The sequence below is a fragment of the Streptomyces sp. NPDC055815 genome (assembly GCF_053616475.1).
The window spans coordinates 1-15,629 of the sequence record NZ_JBSHDU010000087.1 but is presented as its reverse complement, the minus strand read 5'-3'; the positions used below and the strand labels follow the sequence as shown (position 1 = coordinate 15,629).

The following is a 15,629-nucleotide window of genomic DNA, read 5'->3' as shown; positions in this document are numbered from 1 at the left end:
TTTTTTTTTATAACACACTGTAATTGCCTGGCGCCCGCTTTTTGTGCGCGCCCCTTAATTGGGGGGGGGTCACGGCTACGGGCGGGCCCCGCCTAAACCCCGCCCCCCACGGCCATTCGGGGAACGGGACGGGATCAGACGGTCTCGGGGAGCTCGTCCAGGCCCTCGGCGACCAGCTTCGCCAGGCGGTCGAGCGCGGCCTCGGCGCCGTCGGCCTCCGAAGCGAGAACGATCTCCTCGCCGCCCTGCGCGCCCAGACCGAGCACCGCGAGCATGGAGGCGGCGTTCACGGGGGTGCCGTCGGACTTGGCGATCGTCACCGGCACGCCGGAAGCCGTGGCGGCACGGACGAAGATGGACGCGGGGCGGGCGTGCAGGCCCTCGGCCCAGCCGACGTTGACGCGGCGCTCAGCCATGGTGTTGCCCTTCAAGTCTCAAGCGGGTTGTCTAGACCAGTCTCTCACGGGTTGCGCGGTGCTCACGCCGACCTCCGGCCCGGAAGCGGGCCGACCTTCGCCCCGCACCGGACCGACCGTCGGCCCTCCCCAGCTTGCAACACCTTGCACCCCGCGTGCCCGCCCCACGATCGGTGCCACAGTCGTGTCGCGGTCGTAGGCTGACCCCATGCAGAGCGCGTCGGAGCAGTCGGAAGCGGCGGAACCACCGGCACCACCGGCGCGGCCGGCCCCAGCGGAGCACGCCTACCCCGACCACTGGGAGGCGGACGTGGTGCTCCGCGACGGCGGCACCGCGCGCATCAGGCCCATCACCGCCGACGACGCCGACCGGCTCGTCAGCTTCTACGAGCAGGTCTCGGACGAGTCGAAGTACTACCGCTTCTTCGCGCCCTACCCGCGCCTGTCCGCCAAGGACGTCCACCGCTTCACCCACCACGACTTCGTGGACCGGGTCGGGCTCGCGGCGACCGTGGGCGGCGAGTTCATCGCCACCGTCCGCTACGACCGCATCAACGCCCAGGGACTTCCTGCCTCGGCCCCCGCCGACGAGGCCGAGGTCGCCTTCCTCGTCCAGGACGCGCACCAGGGCCGGGGCGTCGCCTCCGCCCTCCTCGAACACATCGCGGCGGTCGCGCGCGAGCGGGACATCCGGCGCTTCGCCGCCGAGGTGCTCCCCGCCAACACCAAGATGATCAAGGTCTTCACCGACGCGGGCTACACCCAGAAGCGCAGCTTCGAGGACGGCTCCGTCCGGCTCCACCTCGACCTCGAACCGACCGACCGCTCCCTCGCCGTCCAGCGCGCCCGGGAACAGCGCGCCGAGGCCCGCTCCGTGCAGCGCCTCCTCACCCCCGGGTCCGTCGCCGTCGTCGGCGCCGGACGCGCACCGGGCGGCGTCGGCCGGACCGTCCTCCGCAACCTCCTCGGCGCCGGATTCACGGGACGGGTGTACGCGGTGAACGCCGCGCTCACCGAGGAGACGGAGCTCGACGGCGTCCCCGCCCACCCCTCCGTCGGCGCCATCGGCGAACCCGTGGACCTGGCCGTCGTCGCCGTCCCCGCCGAACGGGTGCCCGAGGCCGTCGCGGACTGCGGCGAGCACGGGGTGCGCGGCCTCGTCGTGCTCTCCGCCGGATACGCCGAGAGCGGGGCCGCCGGCCGCGAGCGCCAGCGCGAGCTCGTACGGCAGGCCCGCTCGTACGGCATGCGGATCATCGGCCCCAACGCCTTCGGGATCATCAACACCGCCGACGACGTCCGGCTCAACGCCTCCCTCGCGCCGCAGATGCCGGCCGCGGGGCGGATCGGGCTCTTCACCCAGTCCGGCGCCATCGGGATCGCCCTCCTCGCCGGACTGCACCGGCGGGGCGCCGGACTCTCCTCCTTCATCTCGGCCGGCAACCGCGCCGACGTCTCCGGCAACGACTTCCTCCAGCACTGGTACGACGACCCCGGCACCGACGTCGTCCTCCTCTACCTGGAGTCGATCGGCAACCCCAGGAAGTTCACCCGGCTCGCCCGCCGCACCGCCGCCGTCAAACCGGTCGTGGTCGTCAAGGGCGCCCGGCACAGCGGCAGCGCCCCGCCCGGCCACCGGGTGCCGGTCACCCGCATCCCGCACGCCACGGTCTCCGCGCTGCTCCGCCAGGCCGGGGTGATCCGCGTCGACACCGTCACCGAACTCGTCGACGCCGGACTGCTCCTGGCCGCCCAGCCGCTGCCCGCCGGGCCCCGGGTCGCGATCCTCGGCAACTCCGAGTCGCTCGGCCTCCTCACGTACGACGCCTGCCTGACCGAGGGGCTGCGCCCGCTGCGGCCGCTCGACCTGACGACGGCGGCCGTCCCGGCGGACTTCCGGGACGCGCTCGCGGCGGCGCTCGCGGACGACACCTCCGACGCGGTCGTCGTCACCGCGATCCCCTGGGTCGGGGAGGACGGGGCCACCGAGTTCGGCGACGGCGAGGTGCTCGCGGCCGCCCTCCGCGAGGCCGTCGCCTCCGCCCCCGCTCCGACGAAGCCGGTCGTCGTCGTCCACGTGGAGATGGGCGGACTCGCGGAGGCCCTCGCGGTGGCGACGAGCACCCGGCCGACGGCACCGGGGCGCGGAGCCGTCACCTCGCCCCTGACCCGCGCGGCCGGCACGCCCGTACAGGAAGTCCAGGAAGTCCAGGGGGCCACCCCCGTACAAGACGCCGCTCCCGTACAGGAACCCACCACCCCCGCCCAGCAGGCCACCATCCCCGCCTACCCCGCCGCCGAGCGGGCCGTGCGCGCCCTCGCCGAGGCCGTGCGGTACGGGCAGTGGCGGCGGCAGGCCGCCGAGCCCGGGCGGGTGCCCGAGTACGAGGACATCGACGAGCCCGGCGCCGCCGCGCTCATCGAGGGCGTCCTCGGCGCCGACGGCGTGGACGCCCGTGGTGTGACCCTCGACACCGAGGAGGCGGGGGCACTGCTCGCCCGGTACGGCATCACCGTCCTGCCGACCCTCCCCGCGCCCACGCCCGACGCCGCCGTCGCGGCCGCCGGCCGGCTCGGCTACCCCGTCGCGCTCAAGACGACCGCGCCCCACCTCCGCCACCGCCCGGACCTGGGCGGCGTCCGGCTCGACCTCGCCGGCGAGGAGCAGCTCCGCACGGCGTACGCCGAGCTGACCGAGGTCCTCGGCAAGCCGGAGGAGCTCCAGCCGGTCGTCCAGGCGATGGTGCCCCGGGGCGTCGACACCGTCGTCCGCTCCGCGATCGACCCGGCCGTCGGCGCCGTCCTCTCCTTCGGCCTCTCGGGCGCCGCCTCCGAACTGCTCGGCGACACGGCCCACCGGCTGGTCCCGGCCACCGACCGGGACGCCGCCGAACTCGTCCGCTCCCTCCGCACCGCCCCGCTGCTCTTCGGCTGGCGCGGCTCGGCCCCGGTCGACACCCCGGCCCTGGAGGAGCTGCTGCTGCGGGTCTCGCGGCTCGTCGACGACCACCCCGAGGTGGTCGCGGTCTCCCTGGAGCCGGTGGTCGTGGCACCCCGCGGCCTCTCCGTCCTCGGCGCGACCGTCCGCCTGGCCCCGCCCCCGCCCCGCACCGACCTCGGGCCGCGGAGCCTGCCACGTTACTGACGGGGCCGGAGGGGGCCCCTCGGCCCCGTAGGATGGAGTCCATGGCAAAGAGCGGGACGACGACCCAGGGGCTGCGCGCGGCGATCGAGCGCAGCGGCTACTACCCGGCCCTCGTGGCCGAGGCGGTGGAGGCCGCCGTCGGCGGCGAGGCCGTTTCGTCGTACGTGGTCCACCAGGAGACCACCTTCGACGCGAACGAGGTCCGGCGCCACGTCACCGTCCTCGTCCTGACGCCGCACCGCTTCATCGTCAGCCACACCGACGAGCAGGCCGCCGACACGAGCTCCCCGACCCCGTACGCCACGACCTCCACCGAGTCCGTGAAGCTCGACCGGATCTCGTCCGTCGTCGTCAGCCGCGTGGTCGCCAACCCCGAGTCGTACACGCCCGGCACGCTGCCCCGCGAGGTGGTCCTCACCATCGGCTGGGGCGCCGTCTCCCGCATCGACCTGGAGCCCGCCGCCTGCGGCGACCCCAACTGCGACGCCGACCACGGCTACACGGGCAACGCCACCGCCGACGACCTCAGCCTGCGGGTGAGCGACGCCGGAGACGGCCCGGACACCGTCCGGCAGACCCTCGCGTTCGCCCAGGCCCTGTCCGAAGCCATCGCGGCGACCGCCGCGCCCACCCGCTGATGGTGCAGCCCACCGCCGTGACCCACGGCTGGCCCGACGACCCGGTCCCGCTCGCCCCGGAGACCGCGCCCGTGCCCGAGTACGCCTCCGGCTCCCTCGGCGACCTGCTGCCGACGCTCGTGGCGGGCCAGGGCGTGCCCGGCTTCGACGCGCGGATCGCGGAGCTCGCCCCGGCCGACCGGAACTGCGTCTTCCTGATCGACGGGCTCGGCTGGGAGCAGATCAAGGCCCACCCGGACGAGGCCCCGTACCTGAGCTCGCTCCTCGGCACCTCGCGCGGCGGCACGGGCCGCCCGGTCACCGCCGGCTTCCCCGCCACCACCGCGACCTCGCTCGCCTCGGTCGGCACCGGCCGCCACCCCGGGACGCACGGACTGCCCGGCTACACCGTGCGCAACCCGGAGACCGGCGAGCTGATGAACCAGCTGCGCTGGAAGCCGTGGACCGCGCCGAAGGTCTGGCAGCCGTACCCGACCGTCTTCCAGCTCGCGCACGAGGCCGGGATCCACACCGCCCAGGTGTCCTCCCCGATCTTCGAGCAGACGCCGCTCACCAAGGTCGCGCTCAGTGGCGGAACGTTTCACGGGCGGCTCTCCGGCGAGGAACGCATGGACCTCGCCGCCGAGCAGCTCGCCGCGGGCGACCGCTCGCTGGTCTACACGTACTACAGCGAGCTCGACGGCGCGGGTCACCGCTTCGGCATCGACTCCGACGCCTGGCGCGGCCAGCTGATGTTCGTCGACCGGCTCGTGCAGCGGCTCGCCGAGCAGCTGCCGCCGCGCTCGGCCCTGTACGTCACGGCCGACCACGGCATGGTCGACATCCCCTTCGACGAGCAGCACCGCATCGACTTCGACGAGGACTGGGAACTGCGCGCGGGCGTCGCCCTCCTCGGCGGCGAGGGCCGGGCCCGCCACGTCTACGCCGTGCCCGGCGCCGAGGCGGACGTCCTCACCTGCTGGCGCGAGGTCGTCGGCGAGCAGTTCTGGGTGGCGAGCCGCGACGAGGCCATCGCCCTCGGCTGGTTCGGCGACCAGGTCGACGAGCGGGTGTACGGCCGGATCGGCGACGTCGTCGCGGCGGCCCACGACGACGTGGCGATCACCGCCTCCGTCAACGAGCCCAACGAGTCCGCGATGGTCGGCATGCACGGGTCCATGACCCCGGCGGAGCAGCTCGTCCCGCTGCTCGAAATCCGTTCCTGAACCCGATACCGCCCCCGTACCCCCCACGACCTGAAAGGTCCCCGTCCCGTCATGCCCGAGCTGGTCTTCTTCTCCGGAACCATGGATTGCGGGAAGAGCACCCTGGCGCTCCAGATCGCCCACAACCGCGACGCGCGGGGGCTGCAGGGCGTGATCTTCACCCGTGACGACCGAGCGGGCGAGGGCAAGCTGTCCTCCCGGCTCGGCCTGGTGACGGAGGCGGTCGAGGCGCCGCGCGACTTGGACCTGTACGCGTACCTGGTCACCCAGCTCTCCCAGGGCGGCAAGGCCGACTACGTGATCGTGGACGAGGCCCAGTTCCTCGCCCCGGAGCAGATCGACCAGCTCGCCCGCATCGTCGACGACCTCGGCCTCGACGTCTTCGCCTTCGGCATCACGACCGACTTCCGTACGAAGCTCTTCCCGGGCTCGCAGCGGCTGATCGAGCTCGCGGACCGGATCGAGCAGCTCCAGGTCGAGGCCCTGTGCTGGTGCGGCGCCCGCGCCACGCACAACGCCCGTACGGTGGGCGGCGAGATGGTCGTCGAGGGGGAGCAGGTCGTCGTCGGGGACGTGAACCGTCCGGCCGAGGAGATCGGCTACGAGGTCCTCTGCCGCCGTCATCACCGCCGCCGCATGACCTCGGCCACGGCCCGCGCGGGCGCCCTCTCCCCGGACGTCCTTCCGGTCGGCAACGCCTGACGGTCGGCACACGCCCGACCGTGGGCAACGCCTGACCGTCGGCAAAACGCCCGACCGTGGGCAACGCCTGACGGTCGCCACGCCTGATCATGGGCGAACGCCTGACCGTCGGCCACGCCTGACGGCAGGTCTCAGGCCGGTGGCCTCGGCGCGTCCGTCAGGCCGTCCAGCGCCGCCGCGCTCACCGGCGCCGCTCCTGTCAGGGTGCCCAGCAGGGCCTGGGCGAGGACGGTCGCGGTGCCGATCCGGCTGTCCTCGCGCTCGTCGCCGGTGACCTTCCCGATGACCGCGTCGCGCACCGCGTACGAGATGGCGGCGTCCCCGAACAGTTCGGGGAACGACAGCGCCATCATGCACACGCCCACGTTGGCGGAGAGGATCGACTGCCCGGCCAACTCCGGGGCCATCCGCAGCCGCCCGGCGCCGCGGCAGCGCTCCACGGCCTTCAGCAGGATCGCCTGCGCCTCCTTGATGGCCTGCGGCTTGGCGTCTCCCGTCGGCGTGAACATCAGCCGGTAGAGGTGCGGGTTGCGCAGCGCGAACGCGACATGGCTGTCCCAGGCCGTGCGCAGGTCCGCCACCGGGTCCTCGGTGAGCGGGTTCCGCCGCTTCTCGGCGAGGAAGCGCTCGAAGCCGATGTCGGCCACCGCTGTGAGCAGCCCCTGCTTGTCGCCGAACTGACGGTAGATCTCCGGGGCGCCGACCTTCGCCCGGTCGCAGATGGCGCGCGTCGAGATCGCCAGCGCGTCCTTGGTGGCGAGCAGTTCCCCGGTGGCTTCCAGGATGCGCTCTCGTGCCGTCGACATGGCTCCCACGATAACAGCGTTAACAGTGCTGACCTGGGAGACCGGCTTCGACGACGTTATCGCCGCTTACGAATTGTGTTAGCGTGTTGAACATGCCCGGGGGGTGGCGCGCCTCCGAGCCCTCCTGTCGTTCGCAACGCGAGAGCTGGTGTTCCCCATGAACCGTTCGACCACGAACCGTTCGACGTTCCTCCGACGACGCGTCACCCCGGGCGCCGTCGCGGCCACCACCGGCGTGGCCCTCCTCGCCGGCTGCGGCGGCGGCACGGACGCGGACACCACCGCCCCCACCAGGACGTTCACCGCCACGCACATCGGCGGGCCCACCACGATCCTGGAGATCGGCGGCGTGCGCCTGCTGCTCGACCCGACCTTCGACGGGCCGAAGAAGTACAAGAGCGGCCTGGAGAAGACGCAGGCCCCGGCGCTCGGCATCGACGGGATCGGCCGGATCGACGCCGTCCTGCTCTCGCACGACCAGCACGACGACAACCTCGACGACACGGGCCGCGCCTTCCTCAAGGACGCCCCCGTCGTCCTCTCCACGCCCGGCGCCCGCAAGCGGCTCGGCGACCACGTCACCGGCCTGCGGAGCTGGGAGTCCCGGCAGGTGAAGACCGCCGCGGGCACGGTCGAGGTGACCGCCGTCCCCGCCCTCCACGGCCCCGACGGCGTCGACCGCGGCGCCGACGGCGAGGTCACCGGCTTCGTCCTCAGCGGCGACGGCGTCCCCACCACCTACGTCTCCGGGGACAACGCCTCGGTCAAGGTCGCCAAGGAGGTCGGTGACCGGGTCAGGAAGGAGATCGGCCCCATCGACACGGCCGTCCTCTTCGCCGGCGCCGCCCGCACGCCCGCGATCCTCGACAACGCCCCGCAGAGCCTCTCCTGACACCCCGTCCCATTTCTCAACCCTCCGCGAAAGGAACCGTCATGACCGCCTCCACCACCCTCCGCGATGTGATCGGCCTGCCCCAGGAGCTGCCGCGACTGAGCGAGTCCGCCCTCATCCTGGTCGACTTCCAGAACACCTACCGCACCGGCGTCATGCGCCTCGACGGAGCCGAGGAGGCCCTGGCCGCCGGGGCCAGGCTGCTCGCCGCCGCCCGCGCCGCCGGCGCTCCGGTCGTCCACATCGTCAACGACGGCGGGGAGGGCACCCCGTACGACATCCGGGCCGAGATCGGCTCTATCAGCGACGAAGTCGCCCCGATCGAGGGCGAGAAGGTCGTCGTCAAGCAGTTCCCCAACGCCTTCCACGCCACCGACCTGGAGGAGACCCTCAAGAACCTCGGCGTCAGCGGCGACCTCGTCATCGCCGGCTTCATGACGCACATGTGCGTCCTCTTCACCGCCCAGGGCGCCTTCAACCTCGGCTACCGCCCCACCGTGGTCGCCGAGGCCACCGCCACCCGCCCCCTGGAGGCGCCGGACGGCACCGTCCAGTCCTCGGCAGCCCTCCAGGCCGCCGGCCTGACGACGGTCCGGGACCTGTTCGGCACGGTGGCCCGCACGGTCGACGAGCTCGTCGCCCCCGCGTCCGCCGGCTGACGCCTCCGCGGCGCGTGGCACCCGGAGTTCACCGGGGGTGTGCCTGAAGAGCGCCTGCTGATCGGTTGCGGGTCGCCCGCCTCGGCGGTAATGGCGGTCGGCCCGTGACGACCCCTCCGGGCGTCTGAAGTGCCGTGCGCCCCCTGGAGGATGTGTGCCACCCCCCGCCGAGGCCGTGTACGCCGAGGACTCCGAGCACCGGACCGTACGCGACGAGCTCGGCGGCGACGCGCGGCGGCGGTTCGCGGGTCTGCGGGCCCCGGCCGCCGCCGCCCTGCTCACCGCCGTGCTGCTCTGCCTCGCCACCCGGCTCTCCCGTACGTACCCCTTCGGCCCGGTGACCAGGAACATCGTCGACCTCGGCCAGCAGTACCTGCCGTTCCACACCTACTGGCGGGCCTTCCTGCGCGGCGAGACGCACGGCGACGCCTTCCTCAACTGGAACTCCGGCTTCGGCTCCAACTTCCTCGGCGACATCGGCACCTATCTCAGCAGCCCCTTCGACCTGCTCGTCGTGTTCTTCCCGGCGGACCGCGTCGAACTCGCCCTGTACGTCGTCACCGCCGCCAAGATCAGCGCGGCGGCGGCCGCGATGGCCCTGCTGCTCCTGCGGCTGCGCCCCGGCCCGTGGCCGGTCGCCGCCGTCCTCGGCACCGCGTACGCCCTCTCCGGCTGGACGCTCAACAACGGCGCCACCGTCCCGATGTGGCTCGACGGGCTCGTCGCCTTCCCGCTTCTCTGCCTGGTCGGCGAGTGGGCCCGCACCGGCCGCCGTCCCGTCCTCGGCCCCCTCGTCGTCGCCCTCGCCTGGATCGCCAACTTCTACACCGCGTACATGGCGACCCTCGGCGCGGCCGTCGTCCTCGTCGTCCGCCTCCTCACCGCCGAGGAGACGGCCACCGCACGGCAGCGCCTCGCCGGGGCGCTCCGGGCCGCCCGGGGCGTCCTCATCGGCATCGGGCTCGCCGCGCCGCTCGTCGTGGTCGTCTTCCTCGCCACGAAGGTCGCCGACCCCACCCCGGAGACCACCTTCGCGCCGGCGCCCTGGACGGACGTCCTCGCCCGGTTCCTGCCCGCCACCGCGAGCGGCGCCAGCCCCGCCCTCTTCATCGGCACCCCCGCCCTCGCGCTCGCCCTGACCCTGCCCTTCAACCGGGCCGTCGCCCCGCGCGTCCGGGCCGGCTGGACGGCCGCGATCGTCCTGGTGACGCTCTCCCTCCAGTGGGAACCCACCCATCTCCTGTGGCACGCGGGCGCCTCGCCCAACGGCATTCCGTACCGTCAGACCTTCGTCCTGTGCGGCCTGCTGCTGATCGCCGCCTGGTTCTCCGCCGCCCGGGGCGTGCCCCGGCCGGCCGCGCTCCTCGCGGGCGTGGTGCTCCTCGGAGTCCTCGCGTGGGCGGCCCGGGGGAGTGTCGACATCGACCGGTGGACCTTCCCCGCCTTCGGCGCGGCCGCGCTCCTGGCGCTCGCCGCCGCCCTCCTCGCCCTCGTCGGCGACCGCCGGAGCCACGCGCGCGTACGCCCCGACCAGGCCCGCGGCCGCCGGCCCGCCGCGCGCGTACTCCCCGTCCTGGCCGTCGTCCTGCTCGTCGCCGGGCAGGCGGGCGAGGCGGCCGTCAACGGGAAGCGGATCGAGGAGCAGCAGCGCGACAAGGTCGCCTGGTCGCCCCGGATCGGCCCCTGGCACGCCACCGCCGCCGCCGAGGTGGCCCGCGCCGACGACTGGCCCCGCCACCGCACGGACCCCGGCGAGGTCCCCGGAGGCAACGACGTGCTGCTCGTCGGCGGGCAGGGCGCCGACTACTACAGCAGCCTCACCGCGGACGTGACCTCCCGCACCCTGGCCTCGCTCGGCTTCGGCCACTACGCCAAGGGCCGGCACCCGGTCAGCCTCGACAACCCCGTCGCGGACGCCCTCTTCTCCATCGGCACCCGACTGCGCTCGCGGCCCACGGAGCCGGTACGGCAGGACGCCCCGCCCCGCGCCGCGGTCACTGCCACCACCACCCCCGTACCGCCGCTGGTCACCGTCCGTCCGTCGGGGCGGCCCGCCACGCACCCCGGGGACTCGGCCTTCGCCCGGCAGGAGCGCCTCCTCGGCGCCGACGTCTACGAGCTGCCCGCCCCGAGCCGTACCGGACGCACCCTCACCGCCCGCTGCCCCGCGGGCTCCCAGGTCTGGTTCTGGGCGCCCGAGTACAAGGGCACGGCGGCCCTCGCGGGGGAGCGGCCCGTGGGCTTCGACGGCAGGCCGCCCGCCGTGCGCGCCCCCATGCAGGCCCTCGGCACCGTCCCGGACTCCGGCGCGGTACGGATCGACCTCGGGCCCGGGGGCAAGGTGCGGCTGCCCCGGGAGCCGATCGGCTGCCTGGTCCGTGCCCGGCTCGACTCCGCCGTACGGCAGCTCACCGCCACCGGCGCCACGCGCGTGCGTGCCGGCGGACACAGCATCACCGCCGAACTGCCGCCGGGCAGCAAGGGCGTCGCGGTTCTCGCCGCGCCGCGCATCTCCGGCTGGCGCTGCGCCGCCGGCGACGCGGAGGCCCGAACCCCGCGCGCGTACGAGGGCCTCGTCGCCGTCCCCCTCGACGGAAAGGCGAGCACGGTCAGCTGCTCCTTCCGGCCGCCGGGGCTCCGGCTCGGCGGCGCGGTCGGCGCGGCGGCGCTCCTCGCGCTCGCGACGACGGCGTTCCTGCACCGCCGGCGGGCCCGCCGGTGACGGGGTTCGCGCCGGGGACGACAAGAGTTCACCCGGAGTGCACGCACGGATCGTTCACCCGGAAAAGTCGGTCGTTACTGTGCCCGCCGTAACGGCGTTAAATTGTTCGATTCAGCGTGGGGATCCCGAGTGCCGAAACTGTCCGTCGTCGTACCGTTCCACAATGTCGGGGCCTACGCGCCCGACACCTTGCGCAGTCTCGTGAACAACGCGGATCCGGAATTCGAGTTCCTCCTGATCGACGACTGCTCGACGGACGACACCCCGGAGATCCTCGACCGCTGGCGGGACCGCCTGCCGAACGCCACCGTCATCCGGCACGAGACGAACAAGGGCGTCGCCCAGGCCCGCAACACCGGGATCGACGCGGCGACCGGCGACTACCTCACCTTTCTCGACGGCGACGACTGGTACGCGCCCGGCCACCTGAGCGCCGCCGTGGCCGGAATCTCCCGCCTGGACTGCGATTTCGCCCGGACCGACCACGTCCTTTCGGAAGGCCGGAAGCGGCAGATCCGCTATGCCCCGGCCAAGCGCCGCGACACCGTGATGGACCCCAGGGACGGAATCTCGCCGGCCAGCATGGTCACGATGGTCGACTATCCCTTCGTCCCCTTCGGCATTTACAGCGGACGTCTTTTCGAGAACGGCGAATCCCGCTTCGAGACGTCTCTCAGAACCGCCGAGGACCGCCTCTGGATCTGGCGGCTCCACCTCAAGGCGCGCACCTTCGCGGCGCTTTCCCTGCACGGCGTCTTCTACCGGCGGGGCGTCACCACCTCGCTCACCCAGATCACCGACAACCGGCAGCTGGACTTCATCCCCTCGTACGACCTCCTGCTCGAAGACGTCTCCCGGGACGCGGAGGCCGACCGCTTCCTCCCGAAGGCGGTCCGCACCTACTGCGCGATGATCGCCTTCCACATGGGCAAGGTGGCCACGTACGACCCCGCCGTCGCCACGCGGCTCCGCGCCGACGTCCGCGACGCCCTGCACCGCATGCCGCAGGCGGTCCTCGACGAGACCCTCGCCACCATGGACACCCCGCGCAGCACCCTCCTCCGGAGCCTGCGCGACACCGGAAGGACCGCCTGACCCATGGCCCCCGCCCCCGAGAAGGCGCCCGCCCCCGACCTGCCGGTCCAGATCTTCCAGGTGTCCACCCTGTACGGCGCGGCCACCCTCGCCGCCGCGCTCGACGCCGGACAGTTCGGCCCCCGCGACTCCGCCCGCAGGCTCCTGCTGCTCTCGCACCACGCCGAGATCCCGGAGACCGCGCTGCGCCTGGAGACCATGACCGGGTACGAGCGGATCGCCGCCCGCTTCGACGGCACCCTCGACTGGAACGAGACGATCCACCCGTACCACCCCGCCACCTGGGCGCCCCGCCCCGAGGAGGCCCCGCTCTGGCAGCGCGTGCTGCGCACCGCCTGGGACCTCGGCACCGGACCGGTCGAGCTGATCGTCGAGTCCATCCAGGTCAACCCGGCCAAGGCGCTCGCCGGGACCTTCCCCGAGAGCACCCTGCACGTGTACGCCGACGGCCTGATGAGCTACGGCCCGACCCGCTCCGAGCTCGCGCAGTCGATCGCCTGCCGCGTCCGCCGGGTCCTCCACCTCGACCTCGTGCCGGGGCTGCGCCCCCTCCTCCTGAGCGAGTACGGGGTCGAGCCCGAACTCGTCCCCGACGACGCCTTCCGCGCCGTCCTCGCCGAGATCGCCGAGGAGGCTGCCGACGACCCGGAGATCGCCCGGGCGGCCGCCGCCGAGCCGACGGCCCTGCTGCTCGGCCAGTACCTCGCCGCCCTCTCCCTCCTCACCGCCGAGGAGGAAGAGGAGCTGCACGTGCGGATGCTCCGCGGGGCGGCCGCGGCCGGACACCGCTCGATCGTCTTCAAGCCGCATCCGACCGCGCCCGCCCGCTACTCCCAGGCCCTGGACGAGGAGGCCGCGCGCAGCGGCGTGCGGCTCACGGTCCTGGACGGGCCGCTGCTCGCCGAGACCTTCTACGAGCGCTGCCGGCCCGGGCTCGTCGTCGGCTGCTTCTCCACGGCGATGCTCACCGCCGCCGTCTACTACGACGTCCCCATCGCGCGCGTGGGCACGGCCGAGGTCCTCGAACGGCTCACCCCCTTCGAGAACAGCAACCGGATCCCGCTCACCGTCGTCCACCACCTCGTCGCGGACCTGGAGGGCGGCGAGGAGCCCGCCGTCCCCGGCGTCGCCCCGGCCTCGCTCACGCCGCTGGTCCGGGCCGTCGGCTACTGCATGCGGCACAAGGTCCACCCGGGACTCCGGGAGGAGGCCGCCGCCTTCCTGGCGGAGCACCTCGCCGACCCCGGCACGGTGCTCCACTTCACCGCCGAGCGGCTGACCGAGCTCGGCCTGCCGGGCGGCGGGCCCGCCCCGCGGCGCACGGGCGCGTCCCTGCTGCGCCGCGGCCTGGCCCGGAGCCGCCGGGGCTGAGCGGAGGGGATCAGTGGTCGGCGGACCTGACCAGGGTGAAGACCGCGCCCTCCGGGTCCGCCACCAGGGCGAGCCGGCCGGCCGTGCCCTCGCGCGGCGGGCGCAGCACCTGGCCGCCGAGCTCCACGACGAGCCGCGCGGCCGCGTCCGTGTCGGTGACCTCGAAGTACGTCATCCAGTGCGGGCCCCGGTCCCGGGGCAGCGCGTTGCCGACGCCGTGCAGCGAGGCCACCGGGGCCCCGGCCACGTGCAGCGTCGCGTAGTCGTGGTCGGCGGAGACGATCGGCTCGACCTCGTAGCCGAAGACCGTCCGGTAGAACTTGCCGATCGAGGACGTCTCGTACGTCAGGAGCTCGTTCCACACCGGAGTCCCCGGGGGCCCCGCGATCACCGTGCCGTGGTGCGCCTCCGCCTGCCAGACCCCGAAGACCGCGCCGGCCGGGTCGGAGCAGATGGCCATGCGGCCCGCCTCGCCCGCGTCCAGCGGGCCGACGGCCACGGTGCCGCCGCAGCAGCGGATGTTCTCGGCGGTCTCGTCGGCGTCCTCGGCGGCCAGATACGGGGTCCAGGCGATGCGCAGGTTCCGGTCGGGCGGCAGCTGGCCGATGCCCGCCACCTCCTTGCCGCCGAGCAGCGCGCGCACGTACGGGCCGAGCTGCTGCGGACCGGGGACGAACTCCCAGTCGAAGAGCGCGTTGTAGAACTCCTGCGTGGCGTCAATCCCGTGCACCATCAGGCTCACCCAGCAGGGTGTGCCGGGGGATCGGGGAGTCGCCTCGGTCATCGTCACTCTCTCCTCGGACCATCGTCGTGGCCGTGCACCGTCCGATGGTGACACCGACGGGCGCGCGCCGCGCCCCGGACGCACCGAACGTGGCGCGATCCGGTCAGAGGTCGCAGGATCCGTCCCCCCGCGGCCGTGCGGCTGCGCGAGGATGGCTCCCATGAAGCCCATCATCTCCGCAAGCGAACTGCTGAGCGAGTCGGCCGGGGCCCGGCCGCCGGTCCTCCTTGACGTCCGCTGGACGCTCGGCGGCCCGCCCGGACGGCCCGCGTACGAGGCCGGCCACCTGCCCGGCGCCGTCTACGTCGACCTGGACGCGGAACTCGCGGGGCCGCCCGGGAGCGGCGGCCGGCACCCGCTGCCCGACCCGGAGGCCTTCGGGGCCGTCATGCGCCGCGCGGGTGTCTCGGCGGACCGGCCGGTCGTCGTCTACGACGGCGGTCTCGGCTGGGGCGCCGCCCGCGCCTGGTGGCTGCTCCGCTGGGCGGGCCACCCGGACGTGCGGGTCCTGGACGGGGGCCTCGCGGCCTGGACGGGTGAGCTGACCGAGAAGGTCCCCACGCCGGACCCGGGCGACTTCCGGCCGGAGCCGGGCGCCCTCGGACTCCTCGACGCCGACGCGGCGGCGGCGTGGGCCGACACGGGGCTGCTCCTGGACGCGCGGGCGGCGGAGCGCTACCGGGGCGACGTGGAGCCGATCGACCGGGTCGGCGGGCACATCCCGGGCGCGGTCTCGGCCCCGACGACCGAGAACGTCGACGCCGAGGGCCTCTTCCTGGCCGCCGACGTCCTGCGGGACCGGTTCACGGCGCTCGGCGCGGCCGAGGGGACCCCGGTCGCCGTCTACTGCGGCTCGGGCGTCTCGGGCGCCCACGAGGTTCTTGCCCTGGAGGTCGCGGGGATCCCCGCGGCCCTCTACGCCGGATCCTGGTCGGAGTGGTCCTCGAACCCCACGCGCCCGGTCGCCACGGGCCCGGACCCGCGGTAGCCCGTACGGAACGAGGGCCGGCGCCGACGGCGTACGGAACGAGGGGCGGCGGCCGACGGCAAAGGCAGCCGCCCGCCTACGAAGGAGGCCCCGCGCCCTCGGCAGCCGCCCGCTCACGAGTGAGGGCCCGCGCCGTCGACCGGCGCGGGGCCGCCCACGGAAAGACGGCCGTCCGGGGTATTGCGGCGGGGGGCGAGAACGATATA

At 73.9% G+C, this 15,629-nt stretch carries 13 protein-coding genes; 10 read left to right on the top strand and 3 right to left on the bottom strand.

Annotation, left to right across the window (positions count from 1 at the left end; all coding sequences use genetic code 11):
- Nucleotides 1-134: 134 nt before the first annotated feature.
- Nucleotides 135-416, bottom strand: coding sequence for an HPr family phosphocarrier protein (locus tag ACWGN5_RS35515; protein ID WP_015036698.1), 282 nt, complete (start codon nt 414-416; stop codon nt 135-137).
- 208 nt (nt 417-624) lie between these two features.
- Between ACWGN5_RS35515 and ACWGN5_RS35510 the strand changes: the two genes are divergently transcribed.
- The 4 genes from ACWGN5_RS35510 to ACWGN5_RS35495 are packed head-to-tail and all read left to right on the top strand — an operon-like array spanning nt 625 to nt 6,106.
- A complete protein-coding gene (locus tag ACWGN5_RS35510) occupies nt 625-3,561 on the top strand; it encodes a bifunctional acetate--CoA ligase family protein/GNAT family N-acetyltransferase (protein ID WP_453522536.1) in 2,937 nt (978 codons plus the stop codon).
- 41 nt (nt 3,562-3,602) lie between these two features.
- Nucleotides 3,603-4,199, top strand: a complete 597-nt coding sequence (locus ACWGN5_RS35505) for a DUF5998 family protein (protein ID WP_086831561.1) — start codon at nt 3,603-3,605, stop codon at nt 4,197-4,199.
- A complete protein-coding gene (locus ACWGN5_RS35500) occupies nt 4,199-5,404 on the top strand; it encodes an alkaline phosphatase family protein (RefSeq protein WP_453522535.1) in 1,206 nt (401 codons plus the stop codon). Before ACWGN5_RS35505 ends, ACWGN5_RS35500 begins: the two co-directional genes overlap by 1 nt.
- A 51-nt stretch (nt 5,405-5,455) precedes the next feature.
- On the top strand, nt 5,456-6,106 hold the full coding sequence (locus ACWGN5_RS35495) for a thymidine kinase (RefSeq protein ID WP_453522534.1): 651 nt from the start codon (nt 5,456-5,458) through the stop codon (nt 6,104-6,106).
- 131 nt (nt 6,107-6,237) lie between these two features.
- Here the strand turns inward: ACWGN5_RS35495 and ACWGN5_RS35490 are convergent, their stop codons facing one another.
- On the bottom strand, nt 6,238-6,912 hold the full coding sequence (locus ACWGN5_RS35490) for a TetR/AcrR family transcriptional regulator (RefSeq protein WP_453522533.1): 675 nt from the start codon (nt 6,910-6,912) through the stop codon (nt 6,238-6,240).
- A 157-nt stretch (nt 6,913-7,069) separates the two neighbouring features.
- On the opposite strand from ACWGN5_RS35490, the gene ACWGN5_RS35485 reads away from it, so the two are divergent.
- The 5 genes from ACWGN5_RS35485 to ACWGN5_RS35465 all read left to right on the top strand — a co-directional run bounded on the left by ACWGN5_RS35485 (nt 7,070) and on the right by ACWGN5_RS35465 (nt 13,651).
- Nucleotides 7,070-7,804 (top strand): MBL fold metallo-hydrolase, encoded by a 735-nt coding sequence (locus ACWGN5_RS35485; protein ID WP_453522532.1) that lies wholly within the window; start codon nt 7,070-7,072, stop codon nt 7,802-7,804.
- 41 nt (nt 7,805-7,845) lie between these two features.
- Nucleotides 7,846-8,463 (top strand): isochorismatase family protein, encoded by a 618-nt coding sequence (locus ACWGN5_RS35480; RefSeq protein WP_453522531.1) that lies wholly within the window; start codon nt 7,846-7,848, stop codon nt 8,461-8,463.
- A 154-nt stretch (nt 8,464-8,617) separates the two neighbouring features.
- A complete protein-coding gene (locus ACWGN5_RS35475; RefSeq protein WP_453522530.1) occupies nt 8,618-11,185 on the top strand; it encodes a YfhO family protein in 2,568 nt (855 codons plus the stop codon).
- 129 nt (nt 11,186-11,314) lie between these two features.
- Nucleotides 11,315-12,280, top strand: coding sequence for a glycosyltransferase family 2 protein (locus ACWGN5_RS35470; RefSeq protein WP_453522529.1), 966 nt, complete (start codon nt 11,315-11,317; stop codon nt 12,278-12,280).
- A gap of 3 nt (nt 12,281-12,283) precedes the next feature.
- A complete protein-coding gene (locus ACWGN5_RS35465) occupies nt 12,284-13,651 on the top strand; it encodes a polysialyltransferase family glycosyltransferase (RefSeq protein ID WP_453522528.1) in 1,368 nt (455 codons plus the stop codon).
- 10 nt (nt 13,652-13,661) lie between these two features.
- On the opposite strand, the gene ACWGN5_RS35460 is transcribed toward ACWGN5_RS35465, so the two are convergent.
- A complete protein-coding gene (locus tag ACWGN5_RS35460; protein ID WP_453522527.1) occupies nt 13,662-14,435 on the bottom strand; it encodes a VOC family protein in 774 nt (257 codons plus the stop codon).
- A gap of 160 nt (nt 14,436-14,595) precedes the next feature.
- Here ACWGN5_RS35460 and ACWGN5_RS35455 point away from each other — a divergent pair, with 160 nt between their 5' ends.
- Entirely contained in the window at nt 14,596-15,423 is an 828-nt protein-coding gene (locus tag ACWGN5_RS35455) for a sulfurtransferase (RefSeq protein WP_453522526.1), read from the top strand.
- The last annotated feature ends 206 nt before the right edge of the window (nt 15,424-15,629 follow it).

What these genes read in the sequence shown, in the direction of transcription:
- ACWGN5_RS35515 (WP_015036698.1), bottom strand. Translation starts at nt 416, where the DNA reads ATGGCTGAGCGCCGCGTCAACGTCGGCTGGGCCGAGGGCCTGCACGCC.
- ACWGN5_RS35510 (WP_453522536.1), top strand. Translation starts at nt 625, where the DNA reads ATGCAGAGCGCGTCGGAGCAGTCGGAAGCGGCGGAACCACCGGCACCA.
- ACWGN5_RS35505 (WP_086831561.1), top strand. Translation starts at nt 3,603, where the DNA reads ATGGCAAAGAGCGGGACGACGACCCAGGGGCTGCGCGCGGCGATCGAG.
- ACWGN5_RS35500 (WP_453522535.1), top strand. Translation starts at nt 4,199, where the DNA reads ATGGTGCAGCCCACCGCCGTGACCCACGGCTGGCCCGACGACCCGGTC.
- ACWGN5_RS35495 (WP_453522534.1), top strand. Translation starts at nt 5,456, where the DNA reads ATGCCCGAGCTGGTCTTCTTCTCCGGAACCATGGATTGCGGGAAGAGC.
- ACWGN5_RS35490 (WP_453522533.1), bottom strand. Translation starts at nt 6,912, where the DNA reads ATGTCGACGGCACGAGAGCGCATCCTGGAAGCCACCGGGGAACTGCTC.
- ACWGN5_RS35485 (WP_453522532.1), top strand. Translation starts at nt 7,070, where the DNA reads ATGAACCGTTCGACCACGAACCGTTCGACGTTCCTCCGACGACGCGTC.
- ACWGN5_RS35480 (WP_453522531.1), top strand. Translation starts at nt 7,846, where the DNA reads ATGACCGCCTCCACCACCCTCCGCGATGTGATCGGCCTGCCCCAGGAG.
- ACWGN5_RS35465 (WP_453522528.1), top strand. Translation starts at nt 12,284, where the DNA reads ATGGCCCCCGCCCCCGAGAAGGCGCCCGCCCCCGACCTGCCGGTCCAG.
- ACWGN5_RS35460 (WP_453522527.1), bottom strand. Translation starts at nt 14,435, where the DNA reads ATGACCGAGGCGACTCCCCGATCCCCCGGCACACCCTGCTGGGTGAGC.
- ACWGN5_RS35455 (WP_453522526.1), top strand. Translation starts at nt 14,596, where the DNA reads ATGAAGCCCATCATCTCCGCAAGCGAACTGCTGAGCGAGTCGGCCGGG.